The sequence below is a fragment of the Phenylobacterium composti DSM 19425 genome (assembly GCF_059568645.1).
Window position 1 is genome coordinate 234,081 of sequence record NZ_JCANTT010000015.1, and the last position, 18,243, is coordinate 252,323.

An 18,243-nucleotide genomic window follows, 5' to 3' on the forward strand; every position below is an offset into this window, starting at 1 on the left:
CGGGGAGGCCCTTTTTCGATCCGGCCTACTTCTTGCCGTCCAGCTCGGCGATGGTGGCGCTGGAGGGCGGGCGCTCGGCCTGCAGGCGCTTGGCCACCGCCTCGGCCTCGCGCATCACCCGCAGCACATTGCCCCCGGCCAGGCCGGCGAGCTCGGCGTCGGTCCAGCCGCGGCGGGCCATCTCGATCAGCAGGTTCGGCAGCTGGTCCACCCCGCTGAGTCCCTCGGGGGTGCTGCCGATCCCGTCGAAGTCCGAGCCGATGCCCACGCACTCCTTCCCGCACACCTTGGCGATGTGCTCCACGTGGTCGGCGATCATGGACAGGGTCACCGGCGGGTGCGGATTGGCCTTTTCCCAGGCCTCCAGGGCCGCCTTCGCCTTCTCGGGCTGGCCGATGTAGAGGCCGGCGTAGGGCGGGGCGTTGCCGCGGGTCCGCTCCGCCGCATGGTCGGAGGCCCAGCGGGCGGCCTCGGTGCTGGCGTAGCCGGGGGCGAAGTTGGCCATCACCACCCCCCGATTCTGCTTCACCAGCGCCAGCACCTCGTCCGAGACGTTGCGCGGATGCTCGGCCACCGCCCGGGCGCCCGAGTGCGAGAAGATCACCGGCGCCTGCGAAACCCGCAGGGCGTCCTTCATGGTCGCTTCCGAGACGTGGGCTAGGTCCACCAGCATCCCCAGCCGGTTCAGCTCCCGCACCACCTCCTCGCCGAAGGCGGTGAGGCCGTCGTGCTTGGGATTGTCCGTGGCCGAGTCGGCCCAGGGCGTGGTGCGCGAGTGGGTCAGGGTCAGGTAGCGCGCGCCCGCGTCATACATCTGGCGGAGCACCGCCAGGCTGTCGTTGATCTGGTGCCCGCCCTCGATCCCGGGCAGGGACGCCACCTTCCCGGCCTTGTGGATGCGGACGATGTCGTCGGCCGAATAGGCCATCTCCAGGTCGCGCGGCCAGCGGGCGGCCATCTGCTTGACGAGGTCGATCTGCTCCAGGGTCACCTGCACGGCCTCGGGGCCGGTGAGGCCGGCGGGGATCCACACCGACCAGAACTGGCCGCCCACCTTGCCCGCCCTCAGCCGCGGGATGTCGGTCATCAGCGGCGGGTCGCCCCCCAGGGCGCGGGTGTCCTTGCCCAGGTCCACCTTGTCGAGCTTGCTCTCGAAACGCTGGCGGATGGCCCACGGCAGGTCGTTGTGGCCGTCGATCAGCGGGGTCTTGGCCAGCACCCGCTCCACGCGGGCGACCAGTTTCGGGTCGGGCGCCTCCCCGGGGGCGCCGGGGGTCTGGGCCGTGGCGACGCCGGCGGCGAGGGACAGGGCGGCGAAGGCGGCGGTGCTGAAAAGCGTCTTCATGGCCCAAGGCTTGGCAAGCGGCGCCTTGGCGGTCAACGGCGTGCGGGCCCTAGCCGGCGATCGGCAGCACTTCGGTCTCGATTCCGGCAGCTTCCAGCTCGGCCTGCTCAGTGCGCCAGCTTGAGCCGGTCACCAGCCGCGCCACCCGCCGCCCGTCGCGGGCCAGGACCGACAGGTCGCCGACGGACAGGCCGTCGCGACGCTCGGCGTCCCGGCGGGCCAGGGCCAACACCTCCGGGTGGGCCCCGGGATCGCACACCAGTACGTCGGCGGCGGCCAGGGCCCGGGCGGCGCGCAGGGTCAGAAGGTCGGCGGGGCCGCGGGCGTCGATGTAGCGGACCGAAACCTCCAGGGGCGCGTCCTGGGCCAGGGCCATGCGCAGCAGCTCCCGCGCCCGTTGCATGTCGCCCTGCATGGCCGCCTCGGCGGCGGGGCCGGTCAGGGCGGTCCGCAGGAAGGCCCGGCGGCGGTGCAGGTCGGGCAGGGCATCGCGCACCTCGCCCTGCATCTGGCGGAACAGGGCCGCCACCCGTCCGGCGCCCTCGGGCACCCGGACCTCCAGGTCATGGCGCAGCAGGGTGGCCAGCATGGGCGAGGCGCCGCCGGTGCCGATGGCGGCCACCACCTCGCCGCGGTCGATCACCGCCGGGGTCGTGAAGTCGCAGAGGGCCGGCCGGTCGACCACGTTCACCGGCGTCCCCGCCGCCCGGGCGGCCTCGGCCGCCTGCCGGGCGAAATGCTCGTCGTCGGCCGCCACGAACGCCAGGGTGGCGGCGGCGTATGACCGCCGGTCCAGGGCCTCGGCGCCCGAGAGTCGCACCACCGTCGCCGGGGAGCCCTCGAACAGCCGGGCCTTGGCCTCCGCCGCCTCGCCCTCGCCCGCGATCACCACCGTGCGGCCGGCGAGCGGGAAGAAGGCGGGGAAGGCGTCCATGCGGACGAGGTTACTTCAGGGTCTTGAGGAAGGCGATCAGGGCGGCTCGGTTCTCCTCAGACGGCACGGCGACCAGCATCTTGGTGCCGGGGGCGAACTGGCCCGGGGCCTTCAGGAAGGCGTCGAGATTGGCGTCGGTCCAGGTCCCTTCCTTGCCCTTCAGGGCCTGGGAATAGGCGAAGTCCTTGGAGGCGATCTTGGCGCCCGCCACGCCCGTCAGCGAGGGGCCCATCGGCCCGCCGTTGTGGCACATCTTGCACTGCATGTTGAAAAGCTGCTGGCCGTCGGCGGCGAGAGCCGGAGCGCCGAACGACAGGGCCAGGGCGCCGGCCAGGGCGGCCAGGGCGGAAACGCGGTTCATGTAATCTTCCCCAAGTGTCTTTACGACCGGCGCCCCTTAGCCGTCCTTGGCGGCGAACGCCACCGTTCACATGCCGCCGGTGTCCGACGGCCGTGCCCTGCCTAAGGACGGATCAGAGCGCCCGCCTGGGATGACGCCTCGCGGATGAACCGAAGCTGACCGGCGTTCAGGCGATGTCCGCCGGCTCGTCCACGTCGAACAGCACCCCGTCGTCGGGCGCCTCCACCAGGGCGAGGCGCCCGCCCAGGGCCTCCAGCACGCCCCGGGCGCCCGTGTCCCCCCGCAGCGCCAGGAGCTCCGGGAACAGCGCCCTGCCGAGGGCCACCGGATTGCCCCGCCGCCCCCCGAACACCGGCGCCGCCGCCGGGGCGCCCGCCGCCACCGCCTCGCACAGCGGTCTCAGCACCGCATGCGGCACCCGCGGCATGTCGCCGAGGAAGATCAGGCAGGCCTCGGTGTCGGCCGGCAGGCCGGCGATTCCCGCCCGCAGGGAGGCGGCCATGCCCTCCTCCCAGTCGTGGGCGTCGACGATCTGGACGCTGGGGTCGTAGGCCAGGGCCGCCTCGGCCACCTGCGAGCCGTCCGCCCCGGTCACCACCGTCACCCGCCGCACCGGGGCGGCGAAGGCCGCCGCCAGGGCGCCGTGCAGCAGCACGCCCTTGCCATAGGAGGTCAGCAGCTTGCCGCCGCCGAACCTGGAGCCCGCGCCCGCCGCGAGCACAACCGCCTCTGTCGCCACGACGCCATCGCCTCTATCTTCAGCGCCGTATGAGGCTCACCGATCCCATTCCGCCGCAAGGGGCGGCGCGGCCGGACCGGCTCGTGGACGGCTTTGGCCGGACGGTGACCTATCTGCGCCTGTCGGTGACCGACCGCTGCGACCTGCGGTGCGTTTACTGCATGGCCGAGCACATGACCTTCCTGCCCAAGGCCGAGGTGCTGACCCTCGAGGAGCTGGACCGCATCGCCTCGGCCTTCATCGCCCTGGGCGTGCGCAAGCTGCGCCTCACCGGCGGCGAGCCCCTGGTCCGCAAGGGCTTCATGGAGCTGGTGGAAAGCCTCGCCCGCCACCTGCGCTCGGGCGCCCTGGACGAGCTGACGCTGACCACCAACGGCACGCGCCTGGCCGAGTTCGCCCCGCGCCTGGCGGCGGCGGGCGTGCGGCGGGTGAACGTCTCCCTCGACACCCTGAGGCCCGACCTCTTCCGCGTCCTCACCCGCGGCGGCGACCTTTCCCGGGTGCTGGCGAGCGTCGAGGCCGCCCAGGCCGCCGGCCTGAAGGTGAAGATCAACACCGTGGCCCTGAAGGACAACAACGCCGCCGAGCTGCCCGACCTCATCGCCTGGGCTCACGGCCGCGGCTGCGACATCACCCTCATCGAGACCATGCCCCTGGGCGAGGTGGACGCCGACCGCACCGATCAGTTCCTGTCCCTGGCCCGGGTGCGCCAGGACCTCTCGGCCTTCTGGACCCTGGAGGACCTGCCCCTCAGCACCGGCGGTCCGGCCCGCTATGTCCGCATCGCCGAGACCGGCGGGCGCCTCGGCTTCATCACCCCGCTCAGCCACAATTTCTGCGAGGCCTGCAACCGCGTGCGCCTGACCTGCACCGGCACGCTGCACACCTGCCTCGGCCAGGAGGACAGCGCCGACCTGCGCGCCGTGATCCGCGCCGGCGCCAGCGACGCCGACCTCATCGAGGCCATCCGCCTGGCGGTGGACGCCAAGCCCCGCGGCCACGACTTCGACCTCGCCCGCCCCGCCCCGGCGGTGGCCCGGCACATGTCCACCACGGGCGGCTGACCATGGCCCGGGTCCTGCTGTTCGGTCCCCTGCGCGACCTCGCCGGCTGGCGTGAGCGCGCCGTGGCGGCCTCGTCCCTGTCCGAGCTGAAGAGCCGCCTCGCCGAGGCCGACCCGGAGCTGGGTCGGGCCCTCGAGGCCGAGGGCGTCCGGGTCGCCGTCGACCAGGCCCTGGTGCGCGGCGACCGGGCCCTGGGCGAGGCCTCGGAAGTGGCCTTCCTGCCTCCCATGAGCGGCGGATGAGCATCCGGCTGACCGACCAGGCCTTCGACCCGGGCGCCCTGCTTTCGGACTTCGCAAAGGGCCGCACCGAGACCGGCGCCGTGGCCACCTTCACCGGCCTCGCCCGGGCCGAGCGGGGCTCCACCGCCGTGCTGGAGCTGGAGGCCTATCCGGGCTTCACCGAGGCCGAGATCGGCAAGATCGCCGACCAGGCCCGCCGCCGCTTCGGCCTCGACGACCTGATGATCCTGCATCGCGTCGGCCAGATCGCCCCCGGCGAGCCCATCGTCTTCGTGGCCACCGCCGCCGCCCACCGCCGGGCGGCCTTCGAGGCCTGCGACTTCCTGATGGACTACTTGAAGTCCCGGGCGCCGTTCTGGAAGAAGGAGCACGGTCCCGGCGGCGCCCGCTGGATCGAGCCCACCGCGGCCGACCACGCCGACCGCGCGCGCTGGGAACAGGAGACCGACAGATGAACGCTTTCACCCCCGGCGGCCGCATCGACGAGCGCAAGCCCTTCAAGCCGGTGAAGGTCGCGGTCCTCACCATTTCCGACACCCGCGACGAGAAGAGCGACACCTCGGGCCATCTGCTCGCCGAGCGGGTGCGGGCGGCGGGGCACGAGCTCGCGGGCAAGGGCATCGTCCCCGACGACATCGAGGCCATCCGCGCCCAGGTGCTGGCCTGGGTGGACGCCGGCGTCGAGGCCATCGTCACCACCGGCGGCACCGGCATCACCGGTCGCGACGTCACTCCCGAAGCCATCCGCCCCCTGTTCGACAAGGAGATCGACGGCTTCTCCGTCATCTTCCACCTGATCAGCTACCAGTCGGTGGGCCTCTCCACCCTGCAGAGCCGGGCGCTCGCCGGGATCGTGAAGGGCTGCTTCGTCTTCTGCCTGCCCGGCTCCAACGGGGCGGTGAAGGACGGCTGGGACAAGGTCATCTCCGCCCAGCTCGACAGCCGTCACGGCCCCTGCAACATGGTCGAGCTCATGCCCAGGCTCATGGAAGCGTGACCCGCCTCACCCATCTCGACGAGACCGGCCGCGCCCGCATGGTCGACGTCTCGGACAAGCCGGTCACCGCCCGCGAGGCCGTGGCCGAGGGCTTCCTGCGCATGGCCCCCGAGACCCTGGCCCTGGCGCTCTCCGGAGAGGGCCGCAAGGGCGACGTCCGGGCCGTGGCCGAGATCGCCGGGGTGATGGCCGCCAAGCGCACCGCCGAACTGATCCCCATGTGCCACCCCCTGCCGATCACCCGGGCCGAGGTGCGGGTGGAGCCGGCCGAGGGCGGCCTGGCCGTCACCGCCCGGGTGAAGACCGCCGGCCAGACCGGGGTCGAGATGGAGGCCCTCACCGCCGCCTCCGTGGCCCTGCTCACGCTCTACGACATGCTCAAGGCCGCCGAGAAGGGCATGGTCATCGAGGCCGTGCGCCTGGTGGAGAAGACCGGCGGCAAGGGGGGCGACTATCGCGCCCCCGCCCGTCCGCGCTGAGCCCGCCGCAGCCCAGGTTCCCCCAAGGCCAGACCCGCAAGGACAGCAGGATGAAGCTCCTCCCCGTCGACGAGGCCCGGGCGCGGATGCTGGCCGAGGTCCCGGCCCCCGCCGCCGAGACCGTCCCCCTGGACAAGGCCGCCGGCCGGGTCCTCGCCGAGGACGTGACGGCCGTGCGCCATCAGCCGCCCTTCGACGCCTCGGCCATGGACGGCTACGCCGTCCGCGCCGCCGACACCCCCGGGACCCTGGCCGTGGTGGGCGAGAGCGCCGCCGGGCGCGGCCATGCGGGCGTCCTCGGCGCCGGCCAGGCGGTGCGGATCTTCACCGGCGCGGCCCTGCCCGCGGGCGCCGACGCCGTCGTCATCCAGGAGGACGCCCGTCGCGAGGGCGATGCGGTGACGGTCCCCGGGGTGGAGCCCCGCCACTACGTCCGCCCCGCCGGCGGCGACTTCCGGGCGGCGGACGCCCTGCTGTCCCGGGGCGTGCGCCTCGATCCCTGGCGGCTATCCCTGGCCGCCGCCGCCGGGCGGGCCGAGCTCGCCGTCGCCCGCCGCCCCCGCGTGGCCCTGCTCTCCACCGGCGAGGAGATCATCGAGGCCCCGGCCCGGCCCGGCCCGTTCCAGATCTACGACTCCGCCACCCCGGCCCTCGCCGCCATGATCGCGGCCTTCGGCGGCGAGCCCGTCCGCGCCCGGCCGGTGCGCGACGATCTTGAGGCCACCATCGCCGCCCTCCGCGCCGCCGAGGCCGAGCTGGTGGTGACCATCGGCGGCGCCTCGGTGGGCGACCACGATCTGGTGCGGAAGGCCGGCGAGGCCCTGGGCCTGGACCTGAAGGTGGCCAGCGTCGCCGTGCGGCCCGGCAAGCCCACCTTCTTCGGCCGCCTCGCCGACGGGCGTCTCATGCTGGGCCTGCCGGGCAACCCGGCCTCGGCCTTCGTCTGCGCCGAACTGTTCCTGCGCCCGCTCCTGGCCCGCTGGCAGGGCGCCGAGGCCGGGCCCCGCCTGATCCCCGCCCGGCTGGAGACGCCCCTGCCCGCCAACGGCCCCCGGGAGCACTGGATGCGCGCCCGGCTCGCCTGCGCCGACGGCGCGGTGAGCGTCCTGCCGTTCCGGGACCAGGACTCGTCCCTGGTGAGCGTCTTCGCCGCCGCCGACGCCCTGCTCCGGCGTCAGCCGGGCGCCCCCGCGGCCGAGGCCGGGTCGCTGGCGGAGGTGCTGCCGCTGTCCCGGGCGTAGCGCAGGGCGGTGATCTCGCCGATCACCGACACCGCCACCTCGAAGGGCGCCTTGCCGCCGATGTCGAGGCCGATGGGCGCGTGCAGCCGGCCGATGGCCGCCTCGTCCATGCCCAGGGCCCGCAGCTCGGCGAGCCGCCCGGCCAGCCGCCGCCGGGCGCCCAGCAGCCCCACATAGCCCGCCGGCGAAGGCAGGGCCGCCGCCAGGGCCGCCCGGTCGGTGTCCAGGTCGTGGGTGGCCACCGCCACATGGGTCCAGGGATCGAGGCCGATGGCCGCCAGGGCCTGCGCCGGCTCGTCCCGCAGATAGGCGATCCCCGCCACGGGGGGCGGGGTTTCCGGCCCCTTGGGCCGCACCAGGGTGGTCTCGAAGCCCGAACGGGCGCCCAGCTCGGCGATGGCCAGGGCCGTGGGATCGCCGCCGATCACCACCAGCCGAGGCGTGGGCTCATAGATCCGCTCCACCACCGCCTCCATCCAGGGGGAGACCTCGGCGGCGCAGGCCCGGGCCTGCCCGTCGCTCACATAGGTCGCCGCCCGCCGCTCGGCCCGGGCGGCCAGCACCTCCCCGATGGCCGCATCGTCCGGGGCGATCCGCTCCAGGAAGATCTCGATCCTGGCCCCGCACAGCAGGCGGATGTCGGGCCAGGGACTGCCCTCGCCATAGACCAGGATGCGGGGCGTTCCGTCCTCCAGGCAGGCCTGGGCGTGCCCCGCCACGTCGCCCTCCACGCAGCCGCCGGAGAAATAGCCGCTGACCCCGCCCGCCGGTCCTTCGGGGGCGAAGACCATCTGGGTCCCCGGCGGCCGGGGCCCGCCGCCCTCCACCGCCGTCAGGGTCGCCAGCACGCACGGCGCCCCCGCCGCCCGGGCCGCCGCCAGCGCGGGGCGCACGTCGTCGGCCAGGCCGAACACCGGCCAGTCCGGCAAGGGCGCGAGCTGCGGAACGATCTGTGACGAATTCACGCTTTTAAGACTCACGAAAGGTCTCAGTCACCGGTTCTTAGGCCTTCCAGGTGAAGATGGCGGCCCATAAGGACTACACAAGCCCTCGCCATCCATGACGTCCCCGCTCAGCAAGCTCGGCCTCGCGTCCGGGCAATTCGGCCTCGACCAGCCGGCCCTGCGGGGCCGTCCGCGCGAAGCCGAGGCTCGCGACATCCTGTCGATCGCCGCCCGCTCGGGGCTGGGCGTGTTCGAACTGGCCCGCCATAGCCAGAACGCCGAGAGCCTCCTGGGTCAGATCCTGCCGCGGCCCTGCCCGTTCCGGATCACCCTCACCACCGTCCGCCCCGACCGGGGCCCCGATCTGGTGGAGGCCGAGATCCGCGCCCAGATAGCCCGCATGGGCGTCGAGCGCGTGGACGCCCTCATGGCGCCCTCGGCCACCGACCTCTTCTCGCCCCTCGGGCCGCAGCTGTGGGACCGCCTGCGCAAGCTCCGCGACGAGGGCCTGTGCGCCCGCATCGGCGTCTCGGTCTACGCCTCGGACGATCCCGTGGGCGTGGCCAAGCGCTTCAAGCCCGACATCGTCCAGGCCCCGGCCTCGCTGCTGGACCAGCGCCTGCTCATCGACGGCACCCTGGCCGAGCTGGCGGGCATGGGCGTCGAGGTCCACCTGCGCTCGATCTTCCTCAACGGCGTGCTGTTCCTGCCGCCGGACCGGGCGCCCAGCCACCTGAAGGCCGCCGCCGGCCGCATCAGCCGCGCCCGACGCCTGATCGCCGAGGGCCGCTCCGACCCGCTGCAGGCCGCCCTGGGCTTCGCCCTGTCGCGGCCCGAGGCCTCCGCCGTGCTGGTGGGCGTCAGCTCGGCCGCCGAGATGAGCGCCGTGGTCGCCGCCGCCATGAGCCCGCCCCCGGACCTCGACTGGGACGAAATGGCCCTCGACGACCCCGAGGCCCTCGCCTGGGCGGCGGCCTAGAGCCCGCCGCCCCGCCAGCCCGCGCCGGCTATTTCAGCGCCGATCCGTACAGCTTGAGCAGCTCGGCCCAGGCCCGTTCGGCCTCGGCCTCGTGGTAGACTTGGCTGCCCGGCACGGTCCAGCCGTGGTCGCCCTGATAGACCTCCACGGTCGCCGGCCGGCCCGTCTCGGCGAAGGTCTTCTTGAGGATCTCCTTCGACTCCGGGTCCCGGGCGTCGTCATTCTTGGCCACGGCTACCAGGTACGAGGCCCGGGTCCTGGCCACCAGCAGGTGCGGGCTGCTGGGCTCGGGCGTGTTCAGCCCTCCGCCGTGGAAGCTCGCCACCGCCCCGATGCGCTCGGGAACCGCCCCGGCGGTCTGGAACGACAGGGGCCCGCCCATGCAGTAGCCCTGCACGCCGATGGGCCGCCGCTTGTCCACCTGCGGCTGGGCGTCGAGGAAGGCCACATAGGCCTTGGCGTCCGTGAACGGATTGTCCCCCGACACCAGGGTCTGCCGATAGGCCATCAGCGCCTTGCGGCCCTCGGGATCGCCGAAGCTCAGCTTCTGGGTCTCGGCCTGCCTGGCCGAGCGGTAGAAGGGGTTCACCACCAGGACCACATAGCCCTCGGCCGCCAGCCGGCGGCCCATGTCCCGGAACACCGGGCGAAGGCCGCCGATGTCCGGCCACACCAGCACGCCCGGCCACGGCCCGCGGCCCTGCGGATGGAACAGCACCGCCTCGGACTCCCCGTCCGGGGTCTTCACCGTCACGTCGGTCTCCACCACCCCGGCCTGGGCCGCGGCCTCGGCCGCCGTCAGGGCGAAGGCGGCCACGCCCAGGGCGCCCAGGCCGACCGTCCGCCGCGAGACCGGCTCGGCCCACGGATTGATGTCCTCGTCGCACATGCCGCGTTCTCCCTTTGGCTCTTCGTCCGAAAGCGTCGGGGTGATTGTTGCGGCGTTATTTCGCCAAGGGAAGCGCGGGCGAGCGGCGGCGGGCTCAGCGCCAGACGCCGTAGGGGTCCGTGAACGGCTTGCCCAGGGCCTCGGCCACGGCCGGATGGGTGAGTTCCCCGGCCAGGACGTTCAGCCCCTTGGCCAGGTGCCGGTTGGCGCTCAGGGCCTCGAGCCCGTGGTTGGCCAGCTGCAGGCCGAACGGCAGGGTGGCGTGGCCCAGGGCCTCGGACGAGGTGCGCGGCGCCGCGCCCGGCATGTTGGCCACGCAGTAGTGGACGACCCCGTCCACCACATAGGTGGGGTTCTGGTGGGTGGTGGGCTTGGACGTTTCGAAACAGCCGCCCTGGTCGATGGAGACGTCCACCATCACCGCCCCCGGCTTCATCCGCGCCAGGTGCTCCCGGCGCACCAGCTTGGGCGCGGCCGCCCCCGGGGTGAGGACGGCGCCGATCACCACATCGGCCTTGAGGATCTCCTCCTCCACCGAGTCGTAGGTCGAATACCGGGTGATCACCCGGCCGGCGAAGATGTCGTCGATGTAGCGCATGCGCGGGATCGACCGCTCCATGATCACCACCTCGGCGCCGAGCCCGGCGGCCATCACCGCCGCATTGGCGCCCACCACGCCGCCGCCCAGGATGCAGACCCGGGCCGGGGGAACGCCCGGCACGCCCGAGATCAGCAGGCCCATGCCGCCGTTGTGCTTCAGCAGGGTCTCCCCGGCCGAGAAGACGGCGATCCGCCCGGCCACCTCCGACATGGGGGCGAGCAGGGGCAGGCCGCCGGCGTCATCCGTGACCGTCTCGTAGGCGATGGCCGCGCAGCCCGAGGCCAGCAGCCCTTCGGTCTGGGCCGGGTCGGGGGCGAGGTGCAGATAGGTGAAGAGGATGTGGTCGGGGGTGAGCTGCGCCCACTCCACCGCCTGGGGCTCCTTCACCTTCACGATCATCTGGGCCTCGGCGAACACCGCCGCCGCATTGGGGGCGATCTGGGCGCCGGCCCGCACATAGGCCTCGTCCCCATAGCCGGCGCCGGCGCCGGCGCCCTGCTCCACCAGCACCTCATGGCCATGGGCGACATATTCGCGGACAGCGGCGGGGGTCAGCCCCACACGATATTCGTCCGGCTTGATCTCACGAGGCACGCCGACGCGCATGAAGCCCTCCCTCGGGGTTCGTTATTGCTTGAGGGCGTGGACTTGGGGGCAGCGCCTTGCGCTGTCAACCAGCGTTATCGCAAGCTTCACCGTTTGCCGGGATGCGCCTGGCCATCGTCCACCGGCCGGGCGTCCCAGGCCGAAGGACCGTCGGGGGCCACGGCCACGTCCTGCACCGGCTGACCCTCGGCGGCCGCCGCGCCCTCCACCGTGGCCATCTGCGGCGGCAGGGGGCCATCGGGGCGCCGCAGGTGGTCGGCGCGCAGCTCGCCGCTCTCCCGGCGGGCATAGTGGACCTCCTCGCGGCGGTCGCCCGTGGCGACCTCGCCGGCGCCGGACGTCGCCGAATCGCGCATCCCGTCGCCGATGGGGACGCCGTGCTGCAGGTTCTGGTCGGGGTGCTGGGCCATGGGACTCTCCTGCCTCGACAATCGGCAGGAGCCGGCGAGGTTCCCCGGCGGCGGCTCAGGTCACGAAAAAGCCCGCCGCGGGTCTCCCCGGGCGGGCTCTTCCTTGAAACTTGGCCGAAGGGCTTAGAGCTCTTCGTTGATCAGCGCGACCTGATAGAAGCCATTGCCCTGCAGGTCGTTCATCACCGCCATGAAGTCGCCGTAGCGGACGTCGCGGTCGGCGCGGATGTACACGCGCTGCTCGGTGGGCGGCGTGCCCGGATCGTCAGCGGTGAAGCGCTTGGTCAGGTCGCCCGCCAGGGTTTCCAGCTTGGTCGGCTGGTCGCCGATGAACAGGCCGCCACGCTGGATGTTGATCAGCGTGGGTTCCTTCACTTCCGTCCCGGGCGGCGGCGGCACCGCCGGCGGCAGGTCGAGCTTGATCGACACCGTGGCGACCGGGATCGACACCATGAAGATGATGAGGAGCACGAGCATCACGTCCACGAAGGGCGTGACGTTCATGTCCGAATTCTGGCCGAGGTCGAACTTGCTGCCGCCCCCGCCGCCGACTTTCGCACCCATGCGTCCTGGATCCTTCCCTCGGGCGCGCCCACTTCGCTCGCCCGTTCGTCGGGACCATTGGCAAGCCGGATTGGGCTTGTAAAGCGTGAATGCGCGCGCCTTGCAGCCGTTGAGCCCCCGATCTAGGGGGAAGCCATGAATTTGAGCTTCGACGCCTACGTTACGGCCGCGCTTTTCGACAATTCGGGGAACGCCGGATTCGCTTTGGGCGACGGAACCGTGCGTTTCGCCGGCGGCCCGGCGGGCGAGACGACGGTGGAGGTCCACGACGGGGCGAGTCTCGCCGCCGCCCTGCATCCGGGCGGCTCGGGCCTGCTCTCCGGCGGCGACGACGGGCGGCTGGCCTGGGTCCGGCCCGACGGGACGGTCGAGGAGATCGCCCGCCTGCCCGGCAAGTGGATCGAGACCGTGGCCGCCTCGCCGCAGTCGGGCCTCATCGCCTTCGGGGCCGGGCGCGAGCTGCATGTGCGCGACGCGGGGGACGCCGCCTTCCAGCGGCTCTTCACCCACGAGAAGTCGGTGGCGGACGTGGCCTTCGATCCCAAGGGCCGGCGCCTGGCGGTGGCCAGCTACGGCGGCGCCTTCCTCTGGTACGCCCGGATCGCCGACCAGAAGCCGGTGCTCCTGAAATGGGCCGGCAGCCACGTGGCTGTGGTCTGGAGCCCCGACGGCAAGTTCCTGCTCAGCGCCATGCAGGAGAATCAGCTGCACGGCTGGCGCGTGGCCGACGAGAAGAACATGCGCATGGGCGGCTATCCCGCCAAGCCGCGCAGCCTCGCCTTCCTCTCCAAGGGCTCGCTGCTCGCCACCTCGGGCGCCAACGGCGTGGTCATCTGGCCGTTCTCCGGCCCCGCCGGCCCCATGGGCAAGCAGGCGGCCGAGGTCGGCTATGACGAGAGCACCACGGTCACCAAGGTGGCCACGGCCCCGGCCACCAGCTGGCTCGCCGCCGGCACGGAGGACGGCCGGGTCTGGGCCTGCGACCTCACCGGCCAGAAGGTCATTCCCCTCAAGGCCGAGAAGGGCGCCCCCATCACCGCCCTGGCCATGACGGCGGACGCCCGGCGCGTGGCCTGGGGCGACGAGGCGGGCGAGGCCGGCGTCGCCGAGGTGGCGGGCTAGGGTCCGCCGCTCAGAAGCCCTTCAGCTCGGCCCAGGTCTCGAAGGGGTCGCGGGCGGCGACCAGGGTGTTGATCGGGTGGGTCTCGTCCCGATAGCCCAGGGCCATGCCCGAGAACACCATGTGGTCGTCGGGCAGGTCGAGCGCCCGGGCCACGGTCCTGGGATAGCGCGCCCAGTATTCCTGCGCGCAGGTGTCCAGGCCCCGCTCCACCGCCAGCAGCATCACCGTCTGCATGTACATGCCCAGGTCCGCCCATTGCGGCGGGCCGAGCTTGCGGTCGAGGCAGAAGAACAGGCCCACGGGGGCCCCGAAGAACTCGCCGTTCTTGGCCAGCTGGCGCAGGCGCGCGGCCTTGTCCTCGCGGGGGATGCCGATGGTGGCGTAGAGGTCTTCGCCGTTCTGGTAGCGGCGGCTGCGGAACGGCTCCCACAGGTTCGGCGGATAGACGTCGTATTCCGGCGGCTCGCCCAGGGGATTGGCCCGGACCTCGGCCTTCAGGGCCTCAAGCGGCGCCCCGGCCAGGGCGTAGACCCGCCACGGCTGCAGATTGCCCCCCGAGGGCGCCTTGGCGGCCAGTTCAAGGATCTCGCGCACTGTCGCCGCCGGCGCCGGGTCGGGGCGGAAGGCCCGGATCGAGACGCGGCGGGCGACCGCTTCGCTGACGTTCATGATGCGGCAATCCCGATTTCCGAGGTTCGCGGGCGGGACTAGCATCCGGTCCCAAGGTCAAGACAAGTCCATCGGGGCGAGCGGCGTGGCGAAGCGGGGCAAGGCGGCGGGCAGGGTCCGCAAGGTGTTGAGCGGCGTCCTGGCCGCGCTGCTGCTGGTGGTCTGGGTGGGGCCGGTGCTGGCCGTGGCCGTCTACCGCTTCGTGCCCGTGCCGCTCACCTATCTGATGGTCCAGCGGGTGTTCGAGGGCCAGGGCTTCCAGCGCAAGTGGACGCCGATCGAGGACATCTCCCCCGACCTGGTGCGCGCGGTGATGGCCGGCGAGGACGCCCGCTTCTGCGAGCACTTCGGCTTCGACTTCAACGCCATCCGCAAGGCCATGGCCTACAACCAGAACGGCAAGCGCATCCGCGGCGGCTCCACCATCAGCCAGCAGACCGCCAAGAACGTCTTCCTGTGGCCGCGACGGGACTGGGTGCGAAAGGGCCTGGAGGCCTATTTCACCGTCCTCATCGAGATCGGCTGGGGCAAGCGGCGGATCATGGAGGTCTATTTGAACTCCATCGAATGGGGCCCGGGGATCTATGGGGCCGAGGCCGCCGCCCGGGCCAATTTCGGGGTCTCGGCCAAGGACCTCACCGCCGCCCAGGCGGCCCGGCTCGCGGCCATCGTGCCCAAGCCCCTGTCGTGGAAGGCCGCCCGGCCCGGCCCCTACGTCCAGCGCCGCTCGGGCAGCATCCGCCGCAACGCCGCCGCCGTGCGCGGCCAGGGCCTGGCGGCCTGCGTCCTGGACTAGCGGCCGCGACTAGGGGCGGCTTCCGCCTCGCCGGCCTCCTCGAGGGCGCGCAGCCTGGCGCGCTCCGCCGCCAGCAGGGCTTCCAGGCGCTGACGATCCTCGGGGGCGACGGCGGCCTCCAGCAGGTCTTCGAAATGCTGGATGTTCTGTTGGATGATGAACTTCTGCATCCGCAGCGTTCCGCGCGCCTTCGACGATAGATGACCGCCTCACCGGCCAGGTCCCGACTTAGCACGCGACCCGCTCAACACGCGAATCGCAGATCGCTGAACACAAACTTACTTGATCTTGTCTTACGCAACCTTCCGCGGCGCCGCCGATCCCGGGCTTTACTTGCCGAGGACCCGCGACGCCGCGCCGGGGCCGTCCCCGCTCGCCAGGGTCACGCCCGCTTACCGGTAGTAGCGGCCCGACTGCGGGTAACGGGTGTCGTAGCGGCCGTAGCGGTCGTACCGGCTGTAGCCGTTGTAGCGGCTGTTGTAGTTCGAATAGGGCCGGCTGGTCCGGTAGGAATAGTGCTTCTTGTCCTTGGCCGTGGCCGCGCCCAGGGCTGCGCCGGCGGCCGCGCCCACCAGGGCGCCGGTGGCGTCGTCCTTGGACAGGGCCGCGCCGGCCACGCCGCCGATCAGGGCCCCGATGATGGCCCGATCGGTCTTCTCGCCCGCCGCCGCGGTCCCGGCCGGCAGGGCGATCGCCCCCGCGACCAGCGCCGCGACCGCGATCTTGGACGTCTTGCCTTGCATCGTCATGGGGGTAGCTCCTTCGTGTTGGAGCCGTTTTAGAAGAGGCCCCTTGAACCGCCCCTGAACCCCGCCGTTCAGGTTCCGGTCATCTGCCGGGCCGGCCCCGCGCCGTCCGGCGGCGGGCAAAAAAGAGCCCTGCGGGCCGGGGATGCCCGCAGGGCGTTTGAGGCTAGCCAATCGCCTCCCAGCCATACTGGCGGCCGGTGGAGGTCCTTGCGACCCGGCGCTCAGCCCTCCAGGGCCGCGTCCAGGGTGATCTCGGCGTTCAGCACCTTGGAGATGGGGCAGTTCTGCTCCGCATCCCGCGCCAGTTCCTCGAACTTGTCCGCCTCCAGCCCCGGGACCCTGGCCCGCAGGGTCAGGGCCGAGCGGCTGATCTTGAAGCCCGGTCCGTCCTGGTCGAGCGACACGGCGGCCTCGGTGCGCAGCTCCTCGGGCGTGAAGCCCGCCCGCTGCAGGCCGAAGGCCAGGGCCATGGTGAAACAGCCCGCATGGGCGGCGGCGATCAGCTCCTCGGGATTGGTCCCCGGATCGCCCTCGAACCGGGTCTTGAAGCTGTAGGGGGTCTCGGACAGCACGCCCGAGCCCGAGGTCAGGGCGCCCGCCCCGTCCCGGCCGGTTCCACGCCACACCGCGCTCGCCTTGCGGATCATCTTGAAGCTCCCGTCGTCCTTGGAGGGATGAGGCCGCCACCCTGGCGCCCTTCCGGGCGGGCGGCGACCTGTCCGAAGGTATGGCTAGGCGGTCTGGCGGTCCTGGGCCGCGCCCGGCGGCGACCAGCTCCGCGGCTCGGCGGCGATCGCCTGCATGCGCTGGGCGAGCGCCCGGTAGCCTTCCGCAAGATCGAGGCAGCGCAGCCGCCCGGCCAGGCTCTGCGCCCGCGCCGCCTGCGCCTCGGCTTCGGCGGCGTGTCTGAGATAGATTTCAGCCCTGTTCATGCCTTCTGGAACGAGCTTGACCGCGCGCCGGTTCCCGCGGTCACGCAACCGTCAGCGCCCCTCCCGCCGCCCAGCCCGCCACTCGGCCCGCCGCTCGGCCGCCCCGATCCGAACGCTGGTACGGCGCAGCTTTCCCGGCCATGCTCGCCGCAAAATCACAATCAACTCGGAGGAAACGCGATGGAACAGGCGACGGCCGCCCCGATCCTGCAGCCCGTTGTGGCGCTGGTGATCTGGTCGCTGGTCATGTGGGCGTGGCTCTACGCCACCCGCATACCGGCCATGCAGCGGCTGAACATTCCCCTCGACCCGACCCGGCCCCCGGCGGAGTTGGCCGCCCAGCTCCCGCCGCAGGTCCGCTGGAAGGCCGACAACTACAACCACCTGATGGAGCAGCCGACCATCTTCTACGCCACGGCCCTGGCCCTGGCCCTGGCCGGCGCGGGCGAGGGGCTGAACGCCTGGCTGGCCTGGCTCTATGTGGCCCTGCGGCTGGTCCACAGCCTCGTCCAGGCCACGGTGAACATCATCATGCTCCGCTGGGCGGTGTTCACCCTCTCCACCCTGGTGCTGGTGGCCCTCGCCGTCCGCGCCGCCCTGGCGGTGTTCTAGGCCGGCGGCCGGGGGCGGCGCTCCAGGATCAGCCATGGCCTGGCCGGCGTCCGCCCCTGACGCACCGGGGGCTTAAGGGCGGGGGCATGTCCGCGCCGCGCCCCGAACCCGAAGCCCCCCGCAAGCCCCGCAAACCCTACGTCCGCTGGTCCGAGGCCGTTGCGGCCCGCGTCTGCTACGGCCTCGCCCGGGGGATCAGCCTGCGCCGTCTGGGCGAGCGCCCCGACATGCCCTCGCCCCAGCAGGTGCGGGCCTGGATGCGCGCGAGGCCCCAGTTCGCCGCCAATGTGCGCCTGGCCCGGCGGATCGGCGGCGTCGACCGCCCCGGCCGCCACGACGGCTATGACCCGCTGATCGCCGAAGAGGTCTTCCAGCGCCTCTCCCGGGGCGAGCCCCTGCACCACATCGCCCGTGACCCGGCCCTGCCCTCGCTGATGACGCTCTACAACTGGATGCGCCGGCGCCCGCGCTTCGCCCGGCTGGTCTGGCTCGGCCGCGACCTGCACCTCGACCGGGTGGACGCCGCCGCCCGCCGGGCCATCGCCCGCCTCTCCGAGGAGGACGCCGCCGGCGAAGGGGGCCGGGCGATCCGTCGCAGCCTGGCCCGGGCCGCCGCCCTGGCTGGCCGTCCCGGCGGCCCCGCCTCGGGACTCGACTAGGTCGTGGACTCATAAGCTCTGAGCCACAGGCGGGTTGAGGCGAGCAGGACGGCGGCGAGGAAGTTCCTGGCGAGCTTGTCGAAGCGCGTTGCGATCCGCCTGAAGTGCTTGAGCTTGCAGAAGAAGCGTTCGACCTGATTGCGCTGGCGGTAGATCGCCGGCTCGACGGAGCGCTGGACCTTGCGATCCTTCTGGGTGGGGATGTGGGCGCAGCCGCCGCGGGCGCGGACGAGGTCGATGACGGCTTGGGCGTCGTAGCCGCGATCGGCCACCAGCGCCTGAGCGGGCGGCAAGCCGTCGATCAGCGC

26 protein-coding genes are annotated in these 18,243 nt (G+C 72.6%); 11 read left to right on the forward strand and 15 right to left on the reverse strand.

From position 1 onward, the window contains the following. Positions 1–25: 25 nt before the first annotated feature. From BO64_RS11490 to BO64_RS11505, 4 genes are all read right to left on the reverse strand, one after another. Positions 26–1,345 carry a dipeptidase gene (locus BO64_RS11490; protein WP_496403434.1) on the reverse strand — a complete coding sequence of 440 codons (1,320 nt, stop codon included), beginning with the start codon at positions 1,343–1,345 and terminating at the stop codon, positions 26–28. Positions 1,346–1,394: 49 nt separating this feature from the next. Beyond that, on the reverse strand, positions 1,395–2,279 hold the full coding sequence (locus BO64_RS11495) for a precorrin-2 dehydrogenase/sirohydrochlorin ferrochelatase family protein (protein WP_496403435.1): 885 nt from the start codon (positions 2,277–2,279) through the stop codon (positions 1,395–1,397). A 10-nt stretch (positions 2,280–2,289) separates the two neighbouring features. Next, a complete protein-coding gene (locus tag BO64_RS11500) occupies positions 2,290–2,640 on the reverse strand; it encodes a c-type cytochrome (protein ID WP_496403436.1) in 351 nt (116 codons plus the stop codon). Positions 2,641–2,806: 166 nt separating this feature from the next. Then, positions 2,807–3,379, reverse strand: coding sequence for a nucleotidyltransferase family protein (locus BO64_RS11505; protein ID WP_496403437.1), 573 nt, complete (start codon positions 3,377–3,379; stop codon positions 2,807–2,809). Positions 3,380–3,408: 29 nt separating this feature from the next. Between BO64_RS11505 and moaA the strand changes: the two genes are divergently transcribed. The 6 genes from moaA to BO64_RS11535 are packed head-to-tail and all read left to right on the forward strand — an operon-like array spanning position 3,409 to position 7,402. Next, positions 3,409–4,443: a GTP 3',8-cyclase MoaA gene (moaA, locus tag BO64_RS11510; RefSeq protein WP_496403438.1), complete on the forward strand. Its 1,035-nt coding sequence runs from the start codon at positions 3,409–3,411 to the stop codon at positions 4,441–4,443. Positions 4,444–4,445: 2 nt separating this feature from the next. Then, positions 4,446–4,685, forward strand: a complete 240-nt coding sequence (locus BO64_RS11515) for a MoaD/ThiS family protein (protein ID WP_496403439.1) — start codon at positions 4,446–4,448, stop codon at positions 4,683–4,685. Continuing rightward, entirely contained in the window at positions 4,682–5,140 is a 459-nt protein-coding gene (locus BO64_RS11520) for a molybdenum cofactor biosynthesis protein MoaE (protein ID WP_496403440.1), read from the forward strand. The genes BO64_RS11515 and BO64_RS11520 overlap by 4 nt, the downstream gene beginning before the upstream one ends. Then, positions 5,137–5,682 (forward strand): molybdenum cofactor biosynthesis protein B, encoded by a 546-nt coding sequence (gene moaB / locus BO64_RS11525; RefSeq protein ID WP_496403441.1) that lies wholly within the window; start codon positions 5,137–5,139, stop codon positions 5,680–5,682. Before BO64_RS11520 ends, moaB begins: the two co-directional genes overlap by 4 nt. After that, positions 5,679–6,161, forward strand: a complete 483-nt coding sequence (moaC, locus tag BO64_RS11530) for a cyclic pyranopterin monophosphate synthase MoaC (RefSeq protein ID WP_496403442.1) — start codon at positions 5,679–5,681, stop codon at positions 6,159–6,161. The genes moaB and moaC overlap by 4 nt, the downstream gene beginning before the upstream one ends. 50 nt (positions 6,162–6,211) lie before the next feature. Continuing rightward, the gene (locus BO64_RS11535) at positions 6,212–7,402 is read left to right on the forward strand and encodes a molybdopterin molybdotransferase MoeA (RefSeq protein WP_496403443.1); all 1,191 of its coding nucleotides are present in this window, start codon (positions 6,212–6,214) and stop codon (positions 7,400–7,402) included. On the opposite strand, the gene BO64_RS11540 is transcribed toward BO64_RS11535, so the two are convergent. After that, positions 7,336–8,382 carry an XdhC family protein gene (locus tag BO64_RS11540; protein WP_496403444.1) on the reverse strand — a complete coding sequence of 349 codons (1,047 nt, stop codon included), beginning with the start codon at positions 8,380–8,382 and terminating at the stop codon, positions 7,336–7,338. The genes BO64_RS11535 and BO64_RS11540 overlap by 67 nt on opposite strands. A 79-nt stretch (positions 8,383–8,461) precedes the next feature. On the opposite strand from BO64_RS11540, the gene BO64_RS11545 reads away from it, so the two are divergent. Further along, on the forward strand, positions 8,462–9,325 hold the full coding sequence (locus BO64_RS11545) for a bifunctional regulator KidO (protein WP_496403445.1): 864 nt from the start codon (positions 8,462–8,464) through the stop codon (positions 9,323–9,325). 28 nt (positions 9,326–9,353) lie between these two features. On the opposite strand, the gene BO64_RS11550 is transcribed toward BO64_RS11545, so the two are convergent. The 4 genes from BO64_RS11550 to BO64_RS11565 all read right to left on the reverse strand — a co-directional run bounded on the left by BO64_RS11550 (position 9,354) and on the right by BO64_RS11565 (position 12,395). After that, the gene (locus BO64_RS11550) at positions 9,354–10,214 is read right to left on the reverse strand and encodes a dienelactone hydrolase family protein (RefSeq protein ID WP_496403446.1); all 861 of its coding nucleotides are present in this window, start codon (positions 10,212–10,214) and stop codon (positions 9,354–9,356) included. Between the two features lie 94 nt (positions 10,215–10,308). Beyond that, entirely contained in the window at positions 10,309–11,421 is a 1,113-nt protein-coding gene (gene ald, locus BO64_RS11555; RefSeq protein ID WP_496403447.1) for an alanine dehydrogenase, read from the reverse strand. An 86-nt stretch (positions 11,422–11,507) separates the two neighbouring features. Then, positions 11,508–11,831, reverse strand: coding sequence for a hypothetical protein (locus BO64_RS11560; RefSeq protein WP_496403448.1), 324 nt, complete (start codon positions 11,829–11,831; stop codon positions 11,508–11,510). Positions 11,832–11,954: 123 nt separating this feature from the next. Continuing rightward, positions 11,955–12,395 carry a biopolymer transporter ExbD gene (locus BO64_RS11565; protein ID WP_496403449.1) on the reverse strand — a complete coding sequence of 147 codons (441 nt, stop codon included), beginning with the start codon at positions 12,393–12,395 and terminating at the stop codon, positions 11,955–11,957. A gap of 135 nt (positions 12,396–12,530) precedes the next feature. Between BO64_RS11565 and BO64_RS11570 the strand changes: the two genes are divergently transcribed. Further along, a complete protein-coding gene (locus BO64_RS11570; RefSeq protein WP_496403450.1) occupies positions 12,531–13,517 on the forward strand; it encodes a WD40 repeat domain-containing protein in 987 nt (328 codons plus the stop codon). A 10-nt stretch (positions 13,518–13,527) separates the two neighbouring features. Here the strand turns inward: BO64_RS11570 and BO64_RS11575 are convergent, their stop codons facing one another. Then, positions 13,528–14,187 (reverse strand): nitroreductase, encoded by a 660-nt coding sequence (locus tag BO64_RS11575; RefSeq protein ID WP_496403451.1) that lies wholly within the window; start codon positions 14,185–14,187, stop codon positions 13,528–13,530. Positions 14,188–14,272: 85 nt separating this feature from the next. On the opposite strand from BO64_RS11575, the gene mtgA reads away from it, so the two are divergent. Continuing rightward, the gene (gene mtgA / locus BO64_RS11580) at positions 14,273–14,983 is read left to right on the forward strand and encodes a monofunctional biosynthetic peptidoglycan transglycosylase (protein ID WP_496403452.1); all 711 of its coding nucleotides are present in this window, start codon (positions 14,273–14,275) and stop codon (positions 14,981–14,983) included. On the opposite strand, the gene BO64_RS11585 is transcribed toward mtgA, so the two are convergent. From BO64_RS11585 to BO64_RS11600, 4 genes are all read right to left on the reverse strand, one after another. Beyond that, the gene (locus tag BO64_RS11585; protein WP_496403453.1) at positions 14,980–15,153 is read right to left on the reverse strand and encodes a hypothetical protein; all 174 of its coding nucleotides are present in this window, start codon (positions 15,151–15,153) and stop codon (positions 14,980–14,982) included. The genes mtgA and BO64_RS11585 overlap by 4 nt on opposite strands. 222 nt (positions 15,154–15,375) lie before the next feature. Then, positions 15,376–15,732, reverse strand: coding sequence for a YMGG-like glycine zipper-containing protein (locus tag BO64_RS11590; RefSeq protein ID WP_496403454.1), 357 nt, complete (start codon positions 15,730–15,732; stop codon positions 15,376–15,378). Between the two features lie 221 nt (positions 15,733–15,953). Next, on the reverse strand, positions 15,954–16,379 hold the full coding sequence (locus tag BO64_RS11595; RefSeq protein WP_496403455.1) for an OsmC family protein: 426 nt from the start codon (positions 16,377–16,379) through the stop codon (positions 15,954–15,956). Positions 16,380–16,463: 84 nt separating this feature from the next. Beyond that, a complete protein-coding gene (locus BO64_RS11600; RefSeq protein WP_496403456.1) occupies positions 16,464–16,664 on the reverse strand; it encodes a hypothetical protein in 201 nt (66 codons plus the stop codon). 180 nt (positions 16,665–16,844) lie between these two features. Here BO64_RS11600 and BO64_RS11605 point away from each other — a divergent pair, with 180 nt between their 5' ends. Both BO64_RS11605 and BO64_RS11610 read left to right on the forward strand, forming a co-directional pair. Further along, entirely contained in the window at positions 16,845–17,276 is a 432-nt protein-coding gene (locus tag BO64_RS11605) for an MAPEG family protein (protein ID WP_496403457.1), read from the forward strand. Positions 17,277–17,362: 86 nt separating this feature from the next. Further along, complete coding sequence (locus BO64_RS11610; RefSeq protein ID WP_496403458.1) at positions 17,363–17,935, forward strand: terminase small subunit-like protein; 573 nt, start codon at positions 17,363–17,365, stop codon at positions 17,933–17,935. Here the strand turns inward: BO64_RS11610 and BO64_RS11615 are convergent. After that, on the reverse strand, positions 17,932–18,243 hold a 312-nt coding region (locus BO64_RS11615), incomplete at its 5' end, for a transposase (RefSeq protein ID WP_496403459.1). The two genes, BO64_RS11610 and BO64_RS11615, sit on opposite strands and share 4 nt — an antisense overlap.

Coding starts and splice junctions, on each gene's coding strand:
- BO64_RS11495 (WP_496403435.1), bottom strand. CDS start 2,279: ATGGACGCCTTCCCCGCCTTCTTCCCGCTCGCCGGCCGCACGGTGGTG.
- BO64_RS11595 (WP_496403455.1), bottom strand. CDS start 16,379: ATGATCCGCAAGGCGAGCGCGGTGTGGCGTGGAACCGGCCGGGACGGG.
- BO64_RS11515 (WP_496403439.1), top strand. CDS start 4,446: ATGGCCCGGGTCCTGCTGTTCGGTCCCCTGCGCGACCTCGCCGGCTGG.
- BO64_RS11570 (WP_496403450.1), top strand. CDS start 12,531: ATGAATTTGAGCTTCGACGCCTACGTTACGGCCGCGCTTTTCGACAAT.
- BO64_RS11545 (WP_496403445.1), top strand. CDS start 8,462: ATGACGTCCCCGCTCAGCAAGCTCGGCCTCGCGTCCGGGCAATTCGGC.
- BO64_RS11535 (WP_496403443.1), top strand. CDS start 6,212: ATGAAGCTCCTCCCCGTCGACGAGGCCCGGGCGCGGATGCTGGCCGAG.
- BO64_RS11590 (WP_496403454.1), bottom strand. CDS start 15,732: ATGACGATGCAAGGCAAGACGTCCAAGATCGCGGTCGCGGCGCTGGTC.
- BO64_RS11560 (WP_496403448.1), bottom strand. CDS start 11,831: ATGGCCCAGCACCCCGACCAGAACCTGCAGCACGGCGTCCCCATCGGC.
- BO64_RS11610 (WP_496403458.1), top strand. CDS start 17,363: ATGTCCGCGCCGCGCCCCGAACCCGAAGCCCCCCGCAAGCCCCGCAAA.
- BO64_RS11605 (WP_496403457.1), top strand. CDS start 16,845: ATGGAACAGGCGACGGCCGCCCCGATCCTGCAGCCCGTTGTGGCGCTG.
- moaB (WP_496403441.1), top strand. CDS start 5,137: ATGAACGCTTTCACCCCCGGCGGCCGCATCGACGAGCGCAAGCCCTTC.
- BO64_RS11550 (WP_496403446.1), bottom strand. CDS start 10,214: ATGTGCGACGAGGACATCAATCCGTGGGCCGAGCCGGTCTCGCGGCGG.
- ald (WP_496403447.1), bottom strand. CDS start 11,421: ATGCGCGTCGGCGTGCCTCGTGAGATCAAGCCGGACGAATATCGTGTG.
- BO64_RS11520 (WP_496403440.1), top strand. CDS start 4,682: ATGAGCATCCGGCTGACCGACCAGGCCTTCGACCCGGGCGCCCTGCTT.
- BO64_RS11565 (WP_496403449.1), bottom strand. CDS start 12,395: ATGGGTGCGAAAGTCGGCGGCGGGGGCGGCAGCAAGTTCGACCTCGGC.
- moaA (WP_496403438.1), top strand. CDS start 3,409: ATGAGGCTCACCGATCCCATTCCGCCGCAAGGGGCGGCGCGGCCGGAC.
- BO64_RS11585 (WP_496403453.1), bottom strand. CDS start 15,153: ATGCAGAAGTTCATCATCCAACAGAACATCCAGCATTTCGAAGACCTG.
- BO64_RS11500 (WP_496403436.1), bottom strand. CDS start 2,640: ATGAACCGCGTTTCCGCCCTGGCCGCCCTGGCCGGCGCCCTGGCCCTG.
- BO64_RS11600 (WP_496403456.1), bottom strand. CDS start 16,664: ATGAACAGGGCTGAAATCTATCTCAGACACGCCGCCGAAGCCGAGGCG.
- BO64_RS11490 (WP_496403434.1), bottom strand. CDS start 1,345: ATGAAGACGCTTTTCAGCACCGCCGCCTTCGCCGCCCTGTCCCTCGCC.
- BO64_RS11575 (WP_496403451.1), bottom strand. CDS start 14,187: ATGAACGTCAGCGAAGCGGTCGCCCGCCGCGTCTCGATCCGGGCCTTC.